At 62.8% G+C, this 15,554-nt stretch carries 19 protein-coding genes and 1 riboswitch; of the genes, 12 read left to right on the plus strand and 7 right to left on the minus strand.

What is annotated here, in order from left to right:
• Nucleotides 1–87: 87 nt before the first annotated feature.
• Nucleotides 88–1,074, minus strand: a complete 987-nt coding sequence (locus AC2T3R_RS03760; protein WP_013970918.1) for an NAD(P)/FAD-dependent oxidoreductase — start codon at nucleotides 1,072–1,074, stop codon at nucleotides 88–90.
• A 187-nt stretch (nucleotides 1,075–1,261) separates the two neighbouring features.
• Here AC2T3R_RS03760 and AC2T3R_RS03765 point away from each other — a divergent pair, with 187 nt between their 5' ends.
• Nucleotides 1,262–2,167 (plus strand): TIGR01777 family oxidoreductase, encoded by a 906-nt coding sequence (locus tag AC2T3R_RS03765; protein ID WP_486744667.1) that lies wholly within the window; start codon nucleotides 1,262–1,264, stop codon nucleotides 2,165–2,167.
• A 13-nt stretch (nucleotides 2,168–2,180) separates the two neighbouring features.
• Entirely contained in the window at nucleotides 2,181–3,194 is a 1,014-nt protein-coding gene (hemH, locus tag AC2T3R_RS03770) for a ferrochelatase (protein ID WP_410952028.1), read from the plus strand.
• A gap of 132 nt (nucleotides 3,195–3,326) precedes the next feature.
• Here hemH and AC2T3R_RS03775 read toward each other — a convergent pair whose 3' ends face one another.
• Together AC2T3R_RS03775 and upp are read right to left on the minus strand one after the other, a co-directional pair.
• Nucleotides 3,327–4,601, minus strand: a complete 1,275-nt coding sequence (locus tag AC2T3R_RS03775; protein ID WP_013970921.1) for a uracil-xanthine permease family protein — start codon at nucleotides 4,599–4,601, stop codon at nucleotides 3,327–3,329.
• 2 nt (nucleotides 4,602–4,603) lie between these two features.
• A complete protein-coding gene (gene upp, locus AC2T3R_RS03780; protein WP_011532223.1) occupies nucleotides 4,604–5,242 on the minus strand; it encodes a uracil phosphoribosyltransferase in 639 nt (212 codons plus the stop codon).
• A 160-nt stretch (nucleotides 5,243–5,402) separates the two neighbouring features.
• On the opposite strand from upp, the gene AC2T3R_RS03785 reads away from it, so the two are divergent.
• The 4 genes from AC2T3R_RS03785 (at nucleotide 5,403) to AC2T3R_RS03800 (ending at nucleotide 7,453) form a co-directional block, all read left to right on the plus strand.
• Nucleotides 5,403–5,960: a hypoxanthine-guanine phosphoribosyltransferase gene (locus AC2T3R_RS03785; protein WP_013970923.1), complete on the plus strand. Its 558-nt coding sequence runs from the start codon at nucleotides 5,403–5,405 to the stop codon at nucleotides 5,958–5,960.
• Between the two features lie 2 nt (nucleotides 5,961–5,962).
• Entirely contained in the window at nucleotides 5,963–6,436 is a 474-nt protein-coding gene (locus AC2T3R_RS03790) for a WbuC family cupin fold metalloprotein (protein ID WP_015268953.1), read from the plus strand.
• Between the two features lie 187 nt (nucleotides 6,437–6,623).
• A complete protein-coding gene (locus AC2T3R_RS03795; protein ID WP_013970925.1) occupies nucleotides 6,624–7,094 on the plus strand; it encodes a hypothetical protein in 471 nt (156 codons plus the stop codon).
• Nucleotides 7,095–7,162: 68 nt separating this feature from the next.
• A complete protein-coding gene (locus AC2T3R_RS03800) occupies nucleotides 7,163–7,453 on the plus strand; it encodes a PA4642 family protein (RefSeq protein WP_410952027.1) in 291 nt (96 codons plus the stop codon).
• Nucleotides 7,454–7,632: 179 nt separating this feature from the next.
• Here AC2T3R_RS03800 and mqo read toward each other — a convergent pair whose 3' ends face one another.
• Together mqo and AC2T3R_RS03810 are read right to left on the minus strand one after the other, a co-directional pair.
• The gene (gene mqo / locus AC2T3R_RS03805) at nucleotides 7,633–9,141 is read right to left on the minus strand and encodes a malate dehydrogenase (quinone) (RefSeq protein ID WP_013970927.1); all 1,509 of its coding nucleotides are present in this window, start codon (nucleotides 9,139–9,141) and stop codon (nucleotides 7,633–7,635) included.
• 600 nt (nucleotides 9,142–9,741) lie between these two features.
• Complete coding sequence (locus AC2T3R_RS03810) at nucleotides 9,742–9,975, minus strand: hypothetical protein (protein ID WP_013970928.1); 234 nt, start codon at nucleotides 9,973–9,975, stop codon at nucleotides 9,742–9,744.
• A gap of 145 nt (nucleotides 9,976–10,120) precedes the next feature.
• Between AC2T3R_RS03810 and AC2T3R_RS03815 the strand changes: the two genes are divergently transcribed.
• On the plus strand, nucleotides 10,121–10,705 hold the full coding sequence (locus tag AC2T3R_RS03815) for a YajG family lipoprotein (protein ID WP_013970929.1): 585 nt from the start codon (nucleotides 10,121–10,123) through the stop codon (nucleotides 10,703–10,705).
• 197 nt (nucleotides 10,706–10,902) lie between these two features.
• Nucleotides 10,903–11,163, plus strand: a complete 261-nt coding sequence (locus AC2T3R_RS03820) for a hypothetical protein (protein WP_012270506.1) — start codon at nucleotides 10,903–10,905, stop codon at nucleotides 11,161–11,163.
• Nucleotides 11,164–11,294: 131 nt separating this feature from the next.
• On the opposite strand, the gene AC2T3R_RS03825 is transcribed toward AC2T3R_RS03820, so the two are convergent.
• Nucleotides 11,295–12,461 carry a 1-acyl-sn-glycerol-3-phosphate acyltransferase gene (locus tag AC2T3R_RS03825; protein ID WP_486744668.1) on the minus strand — a complete coding sequence of 389 codons (1,167 nt, stop codon included), beginning with the start codon at nucleotides 12,459–12,461 and terminating at the stop codon, nucleotides 11,295–11,297.
• Nucleotides 12,462–12,586: 125 nt separating this feature from the next.
• Between AC2T3R_RS03825 and AC2T3R_RS03830 the strand changes: the two genes are divergently transcribed.
• The 4 genes from AC2T3R_RS03830 to AC2T3R_RS03845 all read left to right on the plus strand — a co-directional run bounded on the left by AC2T3R_RS03830 (nucleotide 12,587) and on the right by AC2T3R_RS03845 (nucleotide 14,680).
• On the plus strand, nucleotides 12,587–12,769 hold the full coding sequence (locus AC2T3R_RS03830; protein WP_003260667.1) for a CPXCG motif-containing cysteine-rich protein: 183 nt from the start codon (nucleotides 12,587–12,589) through the stop codon (nucleotides 12,767–12,769).
• Nucleotides 12,769–13,029, plus strand: coding sequence for a putative signal transducing protein (locus AC2T3R_RS03835; protein ID WP_003260668.1), 261 nt, complete (start codon nucleotides 12,769–12,771; stop codon nucleotides 13,027–13,029). The genes AC2T3R_RS03830 and AC2T3R_RS03835 overlap by 1 nt, the downstream gene beginning before the upstream one ends.
• 15 nt (nucleotides 13,030–13,044) lie before the next feature.
• Nucleotides 13,045–13,665 (plus strand): SOS response-associated peptidase, encoded by a 621-nt coding sequence (locus tag AC2T3R_RS03840; protein WP_410952025.1) that lies wholly within the window; start codon nucleotides 13,045–13,047, stop codon nucleotides 13,663–13,665.
• A 199-nt stretch (nucleotides 13,666–13,864) separates the two neighbouring features.
• Nucleotides 13,865–14,680 (plus strand): M48 family metallopeptidase, encoded by an 816-nt coding sequence (locus tag AC2T3R_RS03845; protein ID WP_013970933.1) that lies wholly within the window; start codon nucleotides 13,865–13,867, stop codon nucleotides 14,678–14,680.
• A 36-nt stretch (nucleotides 14,681–14,716) separates the two neighbouring features.
• Here the strand turns inward: AC2T3R_RS03845 and AC2T3R_RS03850 are convergent, their stop codons facing one another.
• Entirely contained in the window at nucleotides 14,717–15,301 is a 585-nt protein-coding gene (locus AC2T3R_RS03850) for a TMEM165/GDT1 family protein (protein WP_013970934.1), read from the minus strand.
• A gap of 87 nt (nucleotides 15,302–15,388) precedes the next feature.
• Nucleotides 15,389–15,529, minus strand: a riboswitch (yybP-ykoY riboswitch).
• Between the last annotated feature and the right edge of the window lie 25 nt (nucleotides 15,530–15,554).

Consider the following 15,554-nt stretch of genomic DNA (forward strand, 5'->3'; position numbering starts at 1 on the left):
AAACCTGTACGAGACAAAATAGTTGTACAGGTTCATTCCAGCACAGCCCGGAAGTTATGCAAACAGTTTTTTTTGTATAACCCTACATCACTCGAGATGTTCCAGCAGCCGACGCGCCGCTTCCTGGCCACTGAGCCAGGCGCCCTCGACACGGCCGGACAGGCACCAGTCGCCGCAGGCGTATAGGCCCTGGTCAGCATCGGCCAGTGCGCCCCATTCATGGTTGCTGCTCGGGCGGGCATAAAGCCAGCGGTGGGCCAAGGCAAAAGTAGGTGCTGGCACCACGCAGCCGACCAGTTCGGCGAATTCGCCCCACAGCTGTTCGATCACTTCCTCCTTGGGCAGGTCGATGTGTTGCCGGCTCCAGTCCGAGGTGGCGTGCAGTACCCAGGTGTCGAGTTGCTCGTCACGCCCGGGCTTGCTGCGGTTGCGCGCCAGCCAGTCGAGCGGGTTGTCCTGCACGAAGCAGCCTTGCATCGGGGTGTCCAGCGGTGTCTGGAAGGCCAGGGCGACGGCCCAGGTGGGCTCCATCTGCACACCGGCGGCCACGGCAGCGAGCTTCGGGGTAGCGGCCAGCAGCGGCGTGGCCTGTGGCGCCGGCACGGCGATCACCACGCGGCTGTAGGGGCCGTGGCTGCAGCCTTCGGTGTCCTGCAGGTGCCAGTACTGCTTGCCGCGGAACACTTCGGCGATGCGGCAGCCGAAGTTGACCGTCACGTCCTTGAGCAGGCCGCGGGTGATTGCACTCATGCGCGGCACGCCCACCCAGCGCGTCTGCTCGTCGGGGGAGGGGCTGAGTTCACCATCGCGGTAGTTGTACAGCTGTGGCTTCCATTGCGCGGCCCAACCGGCGGCAACCCATTGCTGTACCTGCTCGACGAAGCGGCGGTCACGGGCCGTGAAGTATTGGGCGCCGAGGTCCAGCGCGCCAGCTTCGCTGCGCTTGCTGGCCATGCGCCCGCCACTGCCGTGGCCCTTGTCGAACAAATGCACGGATTGCCCGGCCTTCTGCAAGGCCTGGGCGGCTGACAGACCGGCGATACCGGCCCCGATGATGGCGATAGGTACTGTCATGATGGCCTCTTCAAACCTTGCTGTAAGCAGACTACGCTGTCAGGCAAACCTGTACAATGCTCAAATGTTGTATAAGGTTATTCCGTGTTGGCAGGCAGGTTGGCCTATGTTTATCCGAGAGCGTCGGGTCAAAAAAGTGCCTTGATGTTAAAAATAGACCACCGCCGCATTCTGCGAGGACACAGCCATGCATATATTGCTGACAGGCGGCACCGGGTTGATTGGCAAGCACCTGTGCCAGTACTGGCTCGGCCAGGGTCATCGCCTGACGGTGTGGAGTCGGCGGCCTGAACAGGTGCCGAAAATTTGTGGGACCGGCGTGCGTGGCATCGCCCGCCTGGAGCAACTGGAGGCGGACGATCAGCTGGACGCGGTGATCAACCTGGCCGGCGCCCCGATTGCCGACCGGCCCTGGACGGCGACCCGGCGCAACCTGCTGTGGGCCAGCCGCGTCACCCTCACCGAGCAGTTGCTGGCCTGGCTGGGCAGCCGCGAACAGCGCCCGGAAGTGTTGATTTCCGGCTCGGCGGTGGGCTGGTACGGAGACGGCGGCGAACGCGAGCTGACCGAGGCTTCACCGCCGGTGCGCGAAGATTTCGCCAGCCAGCTGTGCATCGCCTGGGAAGAGACGGCGCTGCGTTCCCAGGCCCAGGGCATTCGCGTGGTGCTGGTGCGTACCGGGTTGGTTCTGGCCAGTGATGGCGGCTTTTTGTCGCGCCTGCGCCTGCCCTTCAAACTGGGGCTGGGCGGGCCTTTGGGCGACGGGCGGCAGTGGATGCCTTGGATCCATATAGACGACCAGGTCGCCCTGATTGATTTTCTCTTGCAGCACAAGGATGCCAGCGGTCCTTATAATGCCTGCGCCCCGGAGCCGGTGCGCAACCGCGAGTTCGCCAGGCGCCTGGGCCGCACCTTGCACCGGCCGGCGCTGCTGCCAGTTCCGGCACTGCTGCTCAAGGCGGGGCTGGGTGAGCTGTCGACCCTGCTACTCGGCGGCCAGCGCGCCCGCCCGGCACGCTTGCTGGCGGCAGGCTTCACCTTCCGCTTCAACGATTTGCAATCGGCTCTGGACAACCTGTCCAGCCGCCTCTGACATAGGACGCTGCATGACCGATCACGCCCTGCTGCTGGTCAACCTGGGTTCCCCGGCCTCCACCTCGGTGGCCGATGTGCGCCGCTACCTCAACCAGTTCCTCATGGACCCGTATGTGATCGACCTGCCCTGGCCGGTACGGCGCCTGCTGGTGTCGCTGATCCTGATCAAGCGCCCGGAGCAGTCGGCGCACGCCTATGGCTCGATCTGGTGGGAAGAGGGCTCGCCGCTGGTAGTGCTGACCCGTCGCCTGCAGGCGGCGATGGTCGAGCACTGGCCCCATGGCCCGGTGGAGATTGCCATGCGCTATGGCCAGCCGGCCTTGCCCGAGGTGCTGGAGCGCCTGGTGGCCCAGGGTGTGCGCAAGGTGACCCTGGCGCCGCTGTATCCACAGTTCGCTGACAGCACGGTGACCACTGTGGTGGAACTGGCCAGGCAGACGGTCAGTGAACGCCAGTTGCCGTTGCAACTTCGCGTGCTGCAGCCATTCTACGAGCACCCGGACTACATCGAGGCATTGGTCGCCAGCGCCCGGCCTTACCTGGAGCAGGATTACGATCACCTGTTGCTGAGCTTCCATGGCTTGCCGGAGCGCCATTTGAAGAAGCTGGACCCTACCGGCAAGCATGACTTCCAGGCGGCCGATTGCTGCAAGGATGCCAGTGCCGACATGCGCGCGGTGTGCTACCGCGGGCAGTGCCTGGCAACGGCCAGTGCCTTTGCGCAGAAGATGGGCATACCCGATGGCAAATGGTCGGTGTCGTTCCAGTCACGACTGGGGCGGGCCAAGTGGATCGAACCCTATACCGAGGCGCGGCTGGACGAGCTGGCCAAGGCTGGGGTGAAGAAGCTGCTGGTAATGTGCCCGGCGTTCGTGGCCGATTGCATCGAGACCCTGGAAGAGATCGGCATGCGCGGGAGCGAGCAGTTTGTCGAGGCCGGCGGGCAGGAGCTGGTGCTGGTGCCTTGCCTGAATGATCACCCGGAGTGGGTGAAGGCGCTGGCGGGGATGTGCGAAAAGGCCTGACTTTCAGGTTGTCTGTACCGGCCTCTTCGCGGGCTTGCCCGCTCCTACAGGTTCTGCACGATGGCAGAGAGCAGTGGAGTACCTGTGGGAGCGGGCAAGCCCGCGAAGAGGCCAGGTCAGGCTAAAGCCGAATCAAGGCAACTGATCATCCAGCTTCTTGTGCTTCCAGCCATCATTGCCCGGCAAGATCAGGTTCAGGGCGATAGCCACGATGGCGCACAGGGCGATGCCCTTCAGGCCCCAGTCATCCGGGCCATCACCACTGCCGATCAGTACGCCGCCGATACCGAACACCAGTGTCACCGACACGATCACCAGGTTGCGCGCTTCAGCCAGGTCGATCTTGTGGCGGATCATGGTGTTCATGCCCACCGCCGCGATCGAGCCGAACAGCAGGCACAGGATGCCACCCATCACCGGTACCGGGATGCTTTGCAGCAATGCGCCGAACTTGCCGATGAAGGCGAGTGTGATAGCGAAAATCGCCGCCCAGGTCATGATCTTCGGGTTGTAGTTCTTGGTCAGCATCACCGCGCCGGTGACTTCGGCATAGGTGGTGTTGGGCGGGCCGCCGAACAGGCCGGCTGCGGTGGTGGCCAGGCCGTCGCCCAGCAGGGTGCGGTGCAGGCCGGGCTTCTTCAGGTAGTCGCGGCCGGTCACGCTGCCGACTGCGATCACCCCGCCGATGTGCTCGATCGCCGGTGCCAGGGCAACCGGGACGATGAACAGGATGGCCTGCCAGTTGAATGCTGGCGCGGTGAAGTTGGGCAGCTCCAGCCACGGCGCGGCGGCGATCTTGGCAGTGTCGACCACGCCAAAGGCGAACGACAGGGCAAAGCCTACGAACACGCCGGCAATGATCGGCACCAGACGGAAGATGCCCTTGCCGAACACGGCAACGATCAGCGTTGTCAGCAGGGCCGGCATCGAGATCATCATGGCGGTCTTGTACGGCAGCAGCACGCTGCCGTCACCGGCCTTGCCCATCGCCATGTTGGCGGCGATCGGCGCCATGGCCAGGCCGATGGAGATGATCACCGGGCCGATCACCACCGGCGGCAGCATGCGGTCGATGAAGCCAGTGCCTTTGATTTTTACCATCAGGCCCATGAAGGTGTACACGAAACCTGCGGCCATCACGCCGCCCATGGTCTCGGCCAGGCCGAACTGGCCCTTGGCGAGGATGATCGGGGTGATGAAAGCAAAGCTCGAGGCCAGGAACACGGGGACCTGGCGGCCGGTGACCAGCTGGAACAGCAGGGTGCCGATGCCGGCAGTGAACAGCGCTACGTTCGGATCGAGGCCGGTGATCAGTGGCATCAGCACCAGCGCGCCAAATGCCACGAAGAGCATCTGCGCGCCCGAAACGACCTGGCGCCAGAGCGGGTCGTTGAAGCCGTCCTGCATGGTCAGGCGTCCTTTTGCTTGGTGCCGAAGATCTTGTCACCGGCATCGCCCAGGCCCGGCACGATGTAGCCGTGTTCGTTCAGGCGCTGGTCGATCGAGGCGGTGTAGATCTGCACGTCCGGGTGGGCTTTTTCCACCACTTCGATGCCTTCTGGCGCAGCGACCAAAACCATGGCGCGGATCTCTTTGCAGCCGGCCTTTTTCAGCAGGTCGATGGTGGCGACCATCGAACCGCCGGTGGCCAGCATCGGGTCGATGATCAGGGCCAGGCGCTGGTTGATGTCCGGCGCGAGCTTTTCCAGGTAGGTGTGGGCTTCGAGGGTTTCCTCGTTGCGGGCAACGCCGACGGCGCTGACCTTGGCGCCCGGGATCAGGCTGAGCACGCCGTCGAGCATGCCGATGCCGGCTCGCAGGATCGGTACCACGGTAATCTTCTTGCCGGCGATTTTTTCAACTTGCACCTTGCCGCACCAGCCGTCGATCTCGTAGGTTTCGAGCGGCAGGTCCTGGGTGGCTTCGTAGGTCAGGAGCGCTCCGACTTCCTGGGCAAGTTCGCGAAAATTCTTGGTGCTGATATCGGCACGGCGCATCAGGCCGAGCTTGTGGCGGATCAGCGGATGGCGGATCTCACGAGTGGGCATAGGGGGCTCCGAAAGGCGGGCAAAAAAACCGCGCTAGATTAATCTATTCAGCCTGTGCTGTCGTCTGGTCATTCTGGACGTTAGTCCATAAATGCTTGATCTGTGACGAGCGGATGCGTACCTTTGCCCGCTTTTCCAAAATGCACCCCCGGAGAGCGCCATGTCCGCCGATCTCGAGCATATCCGTCAAGTCATGCGTGAAGCTGACTGCCTGTACACCGAAGCCGAAGTCGAAGCGGCCATCGCCAAAGTCGGCGAGCAGATCTGCAAGGACCTGCACGACAAGAACCCGGTGGTTTTCTGCGTGATGAACGGCGGCCTGATCTTCTCGGGCAAACTGCTGACCCACCTGCAGTTCCCACTGGAAGCCAGCTACCTGCACGCTACCCGCTACCGCAACCAGACCAGCGGAGGCGAGCTGTTCTGGAAGGCCAAGCCCGAAGTATCGTTCATCGACCGTGACGTACTGATCGTCGATGACATCCTCGACGAAGGGCACACCCTCAGCGCCATCATCGAGTTCTGCAAGCACGCCGGTGCGCGCTCGGTGCACACCGCGGTACTGATCGACAAGGAACATGACCGCAAGGCCAGCCCGGAACTCAAGGCCAACTACGTGGGCTTGCCCTGCGTCGACCGCTATATCTTCGGTTACGGCATGGACTACAAAGGCTACTGGCGCAACGCCAACGGCATCTTCGCCGTAAAGGGGCTGTGATCATGCGCCAGCCTGCGTTCATCGACCAATCGCTGTTCGCCGGGCTGGCCGCAAAGGCTGCAGCCAACCCGCGCGGGCGGCAACATCACAATTTCCATGAGATGGAAGAGCCTTGCCACCGCATGGCAGTCGGGCTGCAACCGAGCACCTATATCCCGCCGCATCGGCACCTGAGCGATGACAAAGCCGAAACGCTGGTCGTGCTCAAGGGTTGCCTGGGCCTGCTGCTTTTCAACGAGCAGGGGGCGGTGACCGACAAGCGAGTGCTGCAGGCGGGCGGCGATTGCCTGGGTGTGGACCTGGCGCCTGGTATTTACCATGGGCTTGTGGTGCTGGAGCCGGACAGCATCCTGTTCGAGTGCAAGGCCGGACCGTATCGGCCGGTGGGTGAAGGCGAACATGCGCACTGGGCGCCGCGCGAAGGAGAAGAGGGCGTGGACGAGTACCAGGCCTGGATGCGCGCGCAGTTCGATTGATGTCGGGCCGGCGCACTCAACTGTAGGAGCGGCCTTGTGTCGCGATCGGGCTGCGCAGCAGCCCCTCGATTGAAGCTTCGCCACCAACATGACCGGGGCCGCTTTGCGGCCCATCGCGACACAAGGCCGCTCCTACAAGAGCCTGTGCAGGCCGTGCTAGAGTGCTCCTTCATTCAAGGAGCCTCACATGCGTGCGTTTCTTCCCCTCCTGCTGGCGGTCAGCCTGCCACTCGCCGCCGCACCGTTGCACAGCCAGTTCCTGCCACCTGACGACCAGTCCCTGCGCCAGGAAGCGCCGACCGGCCAGCAATTGCTGCAAGTGACCGACTACTCGGTGGTAGTGGGTACCCAACGCCAATCCGACCAGCAGCCGATCCCGATCACCTCGTCGTTGCAGGTGCGCCTCAAGGGCAAGCCGCTGAGCAAGGGCGCAACCATCGCCCAGGTACTGCTGACCTTTGACGGTGAAGCGGCCAAGAGCCTGAAGAAACCCGTATACGATGAGAAAACCCGCACCCTGAGCCTGAATTATCCGCTCAGCGACTACCGCGTGATCATGGACCTGCTGCGCAACGAGACACTGTATGTGCAGTTCCTCACCTACGGCAACGGCCACGTCTGGGCCGACCTGCACACCGGTACCGTACGTACGCGTTGAGGCGCCCGGCCTGCGGGGGGTACACTGCCGGCCTTCGAAATTTCGTGATGGTCCAGTTGGAGTCGGCAATGCGTAAAGACAAGAAACAGGTAATCGGTGACGAGATCAGCGACGACTACATCAAGTCGTTCCTCCAGTTCGAGCCGGCTGATGGCGTGACCTCGCCGTCGCTGCACAAGCTGGTCAAGGCCTACCGCGGCCTGCGCATCGACGATTTCGAGCGTTTTGTCGGCTTCTTCGTCGAGGCTGGGCTGGACCTGGATGGCAAGGACGAGCACGGCCAGACCTTTGTCGAGCAGATTGCCGACCAGCGCAATGCATCGGATTACATCGAGATCATCGCCAAGGCCCGTGGCTGATTTGTAAACCTGCTCCGGCCCTTTCGCGGGCACGCCCGCTCCCACAGGGATGGTGCAGAGCCTGAGGGCGACGCCGAAACCTGTGGGAGCGGGCATGCCCGCGAAGAGGCCGGCACAGGTCAATGAGTAACCAGGAACGAAAAAACGCCCCGAGGGGCGTTTTTTCGTGACCGGCCGAATCAGGCGTAATGCTTGGCCGCCGGGCTGCTTTCCACCAGGTCCAGCGCCACGTCGTTGTCGGCACTGATCTTGTGGTACAGGGCAGCATCGGTCGCCAGGGTCTTCTCGCGAGCCGGGAAGATTTCCTTGAGCTTGGCAGCCCAGGCACCTTTGGCCTGCTCGGGGAAGCAGCGCTCGATCAGTTCCAGCATGATCGAAACGGTCACCGAAGCACCCGGCGATGCGCCGAGCAGTGCAGCCAGGCTGCCGTCCTGGGCCGAGACCAGCTCGGTACCGAACTGCAGCACGCCGCCTTTCTTCGGATCTTTCTTGATGATCTGCACGCGCTGACCGGCTACTTCCAGGCGCCAGTCTTCGGCCTTCGCCTGCGGGTAGAAGCGACGCAGGGCTTCCAGGCGCTGCTCCATCGACTGCATCACTTCGCTGACCAGGTACTTGGTCAGGTCCATGTTGTCACGGGCCACGGCCAGCATCGGGCCGATGTTGCCCATGCGTACCGACAGCGGCAGGTCCATCAGCGAACCGTGCTTGAGGAACTTGGTGGTGAAGCCGGCATATGGACCGAACAGCAGCGATTTCTTGCCATCGACCACGCGGGTATCCAGGTGCGGTACCGACATCGGCGGGGCGCCGACCGCAGCCTGGCTGTAGACCTTGGCCTGGTGCTGCTTGACGATTTCCGGGTTGTCGCAACGCAGCCACTGGCCGCTGACCGGGAAGCCGCCGAAGCCTTTGCTTTCCGGAATGCCCGACAGCTGCAGCAGCGGCAGGGCCGCGCCACCGGCGCCGAGGAAGACGAAGCGGGCGTCCACTTCACGGCTACCGCCGCTGTTGACGTCCTTGATGCTCACGGTCCAGCCCTTGCCGTTACGGCGCAGGCCAACGACCTTCTTGCTGTACTTGACCTGGGCGTCCTGCGAGTCGCCCAGCAGCTTCAGCAGCTTGTTGGTGAGGGCGCCGAAGTTGACGTCGGTGCCCTTGAGCACGCGGGTGGCGGCGATGTGCTGGTCGGCTGGGCGGCCTGGCATCATCAGCGGCATCCAGTCCTTCATCACGGCCTTGTCTTCGGTGTATTCCATGTCCGCAAAGGCATGGTGCTGCTTGAGCAGCTCATAGCGCTTCTTGAGGAAGGAAACACCCTTGTCACCCTCGACGTAGCTCAGGTGCGGGACAGGGTTGATGAAGGCACGTGCCGAGCCGAAGTTGCCCTTCTTGCTCAGGTAGGCCCAGAACTGGCGCGAAACCTCGAACTGGGTGTTGATGTGCACGGCCTTCTTGATGTCGATGCTGCCATCGGCGGCCTGGGGCGTGTAGTTAAGCTCGCACAGGCCGGCGTGGCCGGTGCCTGCGTTGTTCCAGGGGTTGGAGCTTTCCGCGGCTCCGGAGTCCATCGCCTCCACGACCTCAAGCTTCAGGGTCGGGTCGAGCTCCTTGAGCAGTACGGCCAGGGTGGCACTCATGATGCCTGCGCCTACCAGTACCACATCAACCGATTCGTTCTGCGCCATTTAACGCGTCTCCACAATCTACAGCTACCTAATTGACAGCATAGGACCTGGGTTCGCCAGGGTCGCCATGTCCGACTTTTCGCAGTTCTTGCAACTTCCGCGGACACCGCCAATCAGTCTTCGGGTTCGCGTATTGAACGCGGTTTGCCACGGGTGCGGCAATTCGACTTATGGTCAAGGTGTCGTGCGTGCGTTATGGAACGGCTCAGACACTCATACGGGATGAGCGCATTTGCCGCCTGTTCAGGGCTGTTCGGGACACATCTGCCGCTTTTGCACATGCCAGACTGTTCATTTGCTCGCCACACTCTTGTGAAGTTGTGAAAACCGTTTTTTCACGCTCTTTTGGAGACGTGAACCTCAAAAGGGGACTGCGCGATGGCAACCCGCAGGTTCATGCAGTGTGAAGGGCCGGAAAAGCAGGCACGACAGCCGATGCAAGACCTGAGTGGAAGGCTCTCTGTGGGCGAAGCATTGAAGTTGCCGGGGTCAATCGGCGAGTGCGGGGCCCGATCAGGAGACGTCCTTATAATCGGGGGGAGATTATAGCGATGTCGCGGGCAGAAATGTCGCCATTCGTGGTTTTTATTGCAGCGTTTGTCAGGCCGCGAGGATGCGCTGGTGCCAGCGGCGGCTTGCGCGGGCGCAAACCCGGGCACTGGCGGGCAGCTCGCGGCCCAGCCAGGCGAGCCGGATTTCGCCGATCTGGACCCAGCCGCTGCCGCTGGGCGCCTGGCTGCATTGCTTGAAGGCCAGGCATTTGCCGTCGGCATCGAGGCGGGCATAGGTGTTGTGGCGCGGGCGTTGGAAGAGCAGGGTCCAGAGCGAGGCCATGGCAGCGAGTCCTGTGCGTTAGGGCTTGGCGCAAGGATAAGGGCGCGGCGATGAAACGATTGTGACAAGCGGGCCGGACCGATGACTGGTCGATGCGTGGCTAGGTATACTGTGGGCCTTCGCCGCTTTTTCTGGAGTAACGCGCATGTTGCAACGTCTGTTGTTCGGTTTGATCGCCGTGGCCAGCCTCAGCCTGGTCGGTTGTGCCCACAGCCCGCAACAACTCAATCCGCAACCCACGCTCAAGGCCCAGCTCGCCCCGGTCGGCCATGGCCAGCCGGTAGTGGTCCGGGTTGTTGACGGCCGGGCCTCGCAGTCCCTGGGCACTCGCGGTGGCATGTATCCCGAGACCAGCACCATCAGCGTGAGTGGCAACGACATCGTGCCCAAGCTGCAGGCCCAGGCTGAAGCCGCTGTACGCCTGCTCGGCTTCACCCCGACGCCGAACGCCTACAACGCACCGCAGTTGACCGTGACCCTGGCCGAGCTGAAGTACCAGTCGCCGAAAGACAACCTGTACGTGACCGAGGCTACCATCGGCGCCACCTTCCGTGCCGACGTGTCCAATGGCGGCCGCCGTTACAGTGGCCGTTACGGCGCTTCGCTGGACCAGCGTTTCGGCATGGCGCCGAACCAGGAAACCAACACCCAGCTGGTGGGCGATGTGCTGAGCGATGCCCTGACCCGCATGTTCAAGGACCCGACCATCGGTCAGGTGCTGGGGCAGTAAGCCTTCAGCTATAAAACAAAACCCGCTGCCTGTGTTCCAGGCAGCGGGTTTTTTGTTGTCTGTGCCCGCGAAGAGGCCGGCAAATCTTCATGCCATGCCAGATGAAATTTGATGACACTTTGTCGCCTGAACCGGGCGTCTGGGCATGACTTGGGTAGAATGCCGGCCTTTGCCGTCGCTCATACCGAGGTTGCGTGATGTCCTTGCAAGTGCTCTGGGGGTTCCTGGCCGCCCACCCGACCAAGCTGATCAATCTGCTGGCGCTGCTGCTGACCTGCCCGGGCGGGTTGCTGCTCCACAGTGCGCGGCGGCGCGAGGCCGAGACTCGCGAATACATGGCGGTGGACGAGGGGGTGGTGGACGCGTTCGACCTGCGGGTGCCGCGGTACTTCTACATTCTCGGCTTTTCGTGCCTGGCGATGGCGTTGCTGTTGTCCTGGTTCAGTACCTGGGTCTGAGATTCCGGGGCCGCTTTGCGGCCCATCGCCGGCAAGCCAGCTCCCACAGGATTACACAAGCCTGAGGGAAATGCGGTCTCTGTGGGAGCTGGCTTGCCGGCGATGGGCTGCAAAGCAGCCCCGGCATTCGCTCAGGCAACCGGTGCCTGCTGCCTGACCTGGTACTGGTTGCGCACCGGCGTCGCATACTGCAGCACAAGGTACGGCCGCTGCTCCTCAGGGCAGGCATCCAGGCGGCGTTGCCATTCCTCCTTGGCCCGAGCCAGCTCATCGGCCGGGAACACCTTCTCGGCGTTCGGCACCTGTAGCGCCTCATCCTTGCCATCCCACATCGCATAGGCCAGGTAGTGCACCGGGAACAGTCGGTAGCCACCGAGGATCTGCCGGTCGATTTCCGCTGCCAGTTGCTTGGTATCCTCGTGATACTCGGTCACCGGCGGGGCGAAGTTGATGTGCACCCGGCCTTTGTAGCCGGTAATGCCCTTGGCGATGCTGTTGTCGTCCTCGCCCGGCGCCTTCTTGTAGGTGCCGGTGGTGGCGCGGATGTACAACTCGCGGGCCTTGGCCTGGTCGCACGGGTCATATTCGTAGCTGATCGAAACCGGTGTCAGGTTCAGGCTCTGGATCACCGCGCCGAACGGCTCGTCCTTGCGGCTCATGTGGAACATCTTGAGGATCGCCGAATCGGTGCGGTCGTCACCATCCTTGGCCCGGCCTTCTGCCTGGGCGATCCAGATCGACGTGGCGTCGTTGCGGATCGAGTGGTTGATGTAGGCTGAGAGCAACTGGTAGGCCGCCAGCTTCTCGCGGCGCCCACTGATCGAGCGGTGCACGATGAAGCTCTTGTTCAGGCGCATCATGTCGCTGACAAACGGCTTTTGCAGCAGGTTGTCGCCAATGGCGATACGCGGCGTGGGCAGGCCGGCGTGGTACACCGCGTAGTTGACGAAGGCCGGGTCCATGACGATGTCACGGTGGTTGGCCAGAAACAGGTAGGCGGTGCCGGCCTTGAGCTGCTCCACGCCCGAATAAGTGACGCCGTCGGTGGCGCGGTCGATGGTCTGGTCGACGTAGTACTCGACTTTGTCCTGCAAGGTCGAGACACAGGTGACACCGGCGAATTCCTTGCGCAGGCGGCGGGCGATCAGCGGTTTGAGCAACCAGCCGAGAGCACCGGCCGCACGCGGGAAGCGGAAGTGGGTGAGGATATCGAGGAATGCCGGGTCGCTGAGCAGGCGTGCCAGAACGGCAGGGACCTCAGCGTCGTCGTACGGTCGGATGGCATCGAATTCGCCCATCATGCTCTCTTGTTGGAAACGGCTAGGGTAATAAGGTAGGGGCGGGCTCCGAAAAACGGCTCGGACACACACAGGCCCTGTAAATAGACCGGCAATTATACGCATAAGTCACCCCGGAGGCCGCGATGCTGCAAACTGCTATCTACGATTGCCCTTATTGTGGCGAAGAAGTCGAAACCACGGTGGACCTGTCCGGTGGCGATCAGGAGTACATCGAGGACTGTCAGGTATGCTGCAAGCCTATCCGCTTCGTGCTGCAAGTTCATGGCGAGGAGTGGATGCTGGATGTATTCGGTGAGAATGACTGATGCAGCGTATCTACGAACCGGAAAACCTGCTCGAGGCTGAAATGCTGGCAGGCATGCTCGCCAGCGAGGGGATCGATGCGCACCTGGTTGGTCGTGACCTGATCGGTGCTGCCGGTGAACTGCCGATGCAGGGCTTGCTTGGGCTTGCCGTGGCTGATGAACAGGCCGAGTACGCACGGCAGCTGATCGATGCGTACAATGATGCCCAGCCACTGGTTGGCGACGAACCGGAGAGTTTCCCCGGTACCTTGATCTGCTAGGTTCTGAATTCGCCCATGTGTGGACGTTACGCCCTGTTTCGCTGGCCCCAGGCTCTTGCCAGTCTGCCGGGCTTTCCCGTTGGCCAGCCAGCCCAATGGAACATCTCGCCCGGGGCTTCGGTGCTGATCCAGCGCCAGCTCGACGGCCAGTTGCAACTGGCCAAGGCGCGCTGGGGGTTGACCCCGGCCTGGCTCACCGACCTGTCCCGCACCCCCGCCCATGCCCGCGCCGAAACCCTGGCCGAGCAGCCGATGTTTCGCGACGCGTTTCGCCTGCGCCGCTGCCTGATGCCGGCCAACGGCTTTTACGAATGGCGCGGTAGCGTGCGCAAGCGCCCGTACTGGCTGACCCCGGGGGAGGGCGCATCGCTGTACTTCGCCGCCGTGTGGGAGGCCTACCCTGTGCAGGACCAGGTTTGGCTGAGTTGTGCGGTGGTGACCCAGGCGGCGATGAACCAGCGTCGGCCGCTGATACTGGACGAGACAGGGCAGGCCGCCTGGCTTGACCCGGACACGCCGCTGGCCCGCCTGCATGAATTGCTGGCCAGCCCGCCGGCGACGTTGCGCGAACGGGCCCTGGCGCATTTCGTCAATGATCCGAAGCTGGATGCGCCGGAGTGCCTGACCCCGGCTTGAGGGGCTACCCGCACCGGCCCCTTCGCGGGCATGCCCGCTCCCACAGGTATTACACTGCCTTCAGGTTTACTGTTTTCACTGTGGGAGCGGGCGTGCCCGCGAAGAGGCCGGTGCAGGAAAATAAATTCTTCCGTGCGGCTATGGCGGCCCACCGGCGAGTCGTCCTAGGATACGGCGCATGTAGAAAGGGAGTGTTTTCATGCGTAAGTCTTTTGTCGTCAGCCTGTTGAGTGCTGGCATCCTGCTGGCCGGCTGCCAGGCGGTTAATACCACCAGCGGCGGTGCTGTCGGCGTCGAGCGCCAGCAGTACATGTTCAGCATGCTCTCGACCGATGAGGTCAACCAGATGTACGCCCAGTCGTACCAGCAGACCCTGGGTGAAGCATCGAACAAAGGCGTGCTCGACAAGTCGAGCGCAGATGCCAAGCGTGTGCAGGTAATTGCCAACCGCCTGATCGCCCAGACCCCCAAGTTCCGACCGGATGCCGCGCAATGGAACTGGGAAGTGAACGTGATCAAGAGCGACGAGCTCAACGCCAACTGCGGCCCGGGCGGCAAGATCATCGTCTACACCGGCCTGATCGATCAGCTCAAGCTCACCGATGCGGAAATTGCTGCGGTGGTGGGCCACGAGATCGCCCACGCTTTGCGTGAGCACAGCCGCGAGGCGATGTCGAAGGCGTATGGCGTGGAAATGGCGCGCCAGGGCGCCGGTGCCCTCTTTGGCCTCGGCCAGGGCAGCATGGCCATGGCCGATACCGTGGTGAACTATGCCATGACCCTGCCCAACAGCCGGGCCAACGAGAACGAAGCTGACCTGATCGGCCTGGAGCTCTCGGCGCGTGCCGGTTACGACCCGAATGCCGCGATCACCTTGTGGAACAAGATGAGCCAGGCTTCCGAAGGCGCACCGCCTGAGTTCATGAGCACTCACCCGGCGTCCCAGAGCCGCATTGCTTCGTTGCAGGCGGCCATTCCGAAGGTGATGCCGCTGTATCAGGCGGCCAAGAAGTAAGACCGTAAGGGGCCGCAGAGCGGCCCCCGTCAGCAGTCAACCCACCCAGCCACTGGCTTTCATCGCCGAGTACACGGCCACGATCGCCAGCACGAAGAACGCCGTGGCCGCCAGGCGACGGATTAGCGTCAGCGGCAGTTTGTCCGCTGCGAAGTTACCCGCCAGTACCACTGGCACGTTGGCAATCAGCATGCCCAGGGTAGTACCGATAATGACCATGATCAGGTACGGATACTGTGCTGCCAGCATTACCGTGGCGACCTGGGTCTTGTCACCGATTTCAGCCAGGAAGAACGCGATCAGCGTGGTCAGGAACGGCCCGAAGCGGCGCGCCGGGTTCTCGTCGTCATCCATCTTGTCCGGAACCAGGGTCCATAGGGCAGTGGCGGTGAAGCTCGCGGCCAGGATCCAGTGCAGTGCCGAGTCGCTGAAGAAGCTGCCTACCCACGCGCCCACGGCACCAGCCGCGGCATGGTTGGCCAAGGTGGCGGCGATGATGCCGGCGATGATCGGCCAGGGCTTGCGGAAGCGGGCAGCGAGTATGAGCGCGAGCAATTGCGTCTTGTCGCCGATTTCGGCGAGGGCAACGATGGCGGTGGGGACCAGCAAAGATTCCAGCATCAGGATTCCTACGGGGGCGGGTCGACACGGCTATGACACGTACAGCCTCCCCGCCCCGGGTAAGGTGTGCGTGTCATAGGTCTTGTCAAACCCTGGATCCGTCTATGCGGATCTCGCCATGCAGGCTGGCATGGTGGGTCGCACGCGCCATGGTCTGTGGACCAAGTATGTTGACGCGTACCGGGCGAGCTGGGCGCTCGCGGGAGACTACTCCCCTAGGACGGTGCGGATTCTGCCTAGACTAAAAGCTTTC

The sequence above is a fragment of the Pseudomonas sp. PVC-5-1 genome (assembly GCF_057444345.1).

Bases quoted from the DNA above. Each gene is read 5' to 3' on its own strand.
- AC2T3R_RS03765 (WP_486744667.1), top strand. From the start codon at position 1,262: ATGCATATATTGCTGACAGGCGGCACCGGGTTGATTGGCAAGCACCTG.
- AC2T3R_RS03835 (WP_003260668.1), top strand. From the start codon at position 12,769: ATGCAGCGTATCTACGAACCGGAAAACCTGCTCGAGGCTGAAATGCTG.
- AC2T3R_RS03850 (WP_013970934.1), bottom strand. From the start codon at position 15,301: ATGCTGGAATCTTTGCTGGTCCCCACCGCCATCGTTGCCCTCGCCGAA.
- AC2T3R_RS03825 (WP_486744668.1), bottom strand. From the start codon at position 12,461: ATGGGCGAATTCGATGCCATCCGACCGTACGACGACGCTGAGGTCCCT.
- AC2T3R_RS03845 (WP_013970933.1), top strand. From the start codon at position 13,865: ATGCGTAAGTCTTTTGTCGTCAGCCTGTTGAGTGCTGGCATCCTGCTG.
- AC2T3R_RS03840 (WP_410952025.1), top strand. From the start codon at position 13,045: ATGTGTGGACGTTACGCCCTGTTTCGCTGGCCCCAGGCTCTTGCCAGT.
- AC2T3R_RS03795 (WP_013970925.1), top strand. From the start codon at position 6,624: ATGCGTGCGTTTCTTCCCCTCCTGCTGGCGGTCAGCCTGCCACTCGCC.
- AC2T3R_RS03820 (WP_012270506.1), top strand. From the start codon at position 10,903: ATGTCCTTGCAAGTGCTCTGGGGGTTCCTGGCCGCCCACCCGACCAAG.
- AC2T3R_RS03815 (WP_013970929.1), top strand. From the start codon at position 10,121: ATGTTGCAACGTCTGTTGTTCGGTTTGATCGCCGTGGCCAGCCTCAGC.
- hemH (WP_410952028.1), top strand. From the start codon at position 2,181: ATGACCGATCACGCCCTGCTGCTGGTCAACCTGGGTTCCCCGGCCTCC.
- upp (WP_011532223.1), bottom strand. From the start codon at position 5,242: ATGCCCACTCGTGAGATCCGCCATCCGCTGATCCGCCACAAGCTCGGC.
- AC2T3R_RS03775 (WP_013970921.1), bottom strand. From the start codon at position 4,601: ATGCAGGACGGCTTCAACGACCCGCTCTGGCGCCAGGTCGTTTCGGGC.
- AC2T3R_RS03760 (WP_013970918.1), bottom strand. From the start codon at position 1,074: ATGACAGTACCTATCGCCATCATCGGGGCCGGTATCGCCGGTCTGTCA.
- mqo (WP_013970927.1), bottom strand. From the start codon at position 9,141: ATGGCGCAGAACGAATCGGTTGATGTGGTACTGGTAGGCGCAGGCATC.
- AC2T3R_RS03830 (WP_003260667.1), top strand. From the start codon at position 12,587: ATGCTGCAAACTGCTATCTACGATTGCCCTTATTGTGGCGAAGAAGTC.
- AC2T3R_RS03790 (WP_015268953.1), top strand. From the start codon at position 5,963: ATGCGCCAGCCTGCGTTCATCGACCAATCGCTGTTCGCCGGGCTGGCC.
- AC2T3R_RS03810 (WP_013970928.1), bottom strand. From the start codon at position 9,975: ATGGCCTCGCTCTGGACCCTGCTCTTCCAACGCCCGCGCCACAACACC.
- AC2T3R_RS03800 (WP_410952027.1), top strand. From the start codon at position 7,163: ATGCGTAAAGACAAGAAACAGGTAATCGGTGACGAGATCAGCGACGAC.
- AC2T3R_RS03785 (WP_013970923.1), top strand. From the start codon at position 5,403: ATGTCCGCCGATCTCGAGCATATCCGTCAAGTCATGCGTGAAGCTGAC.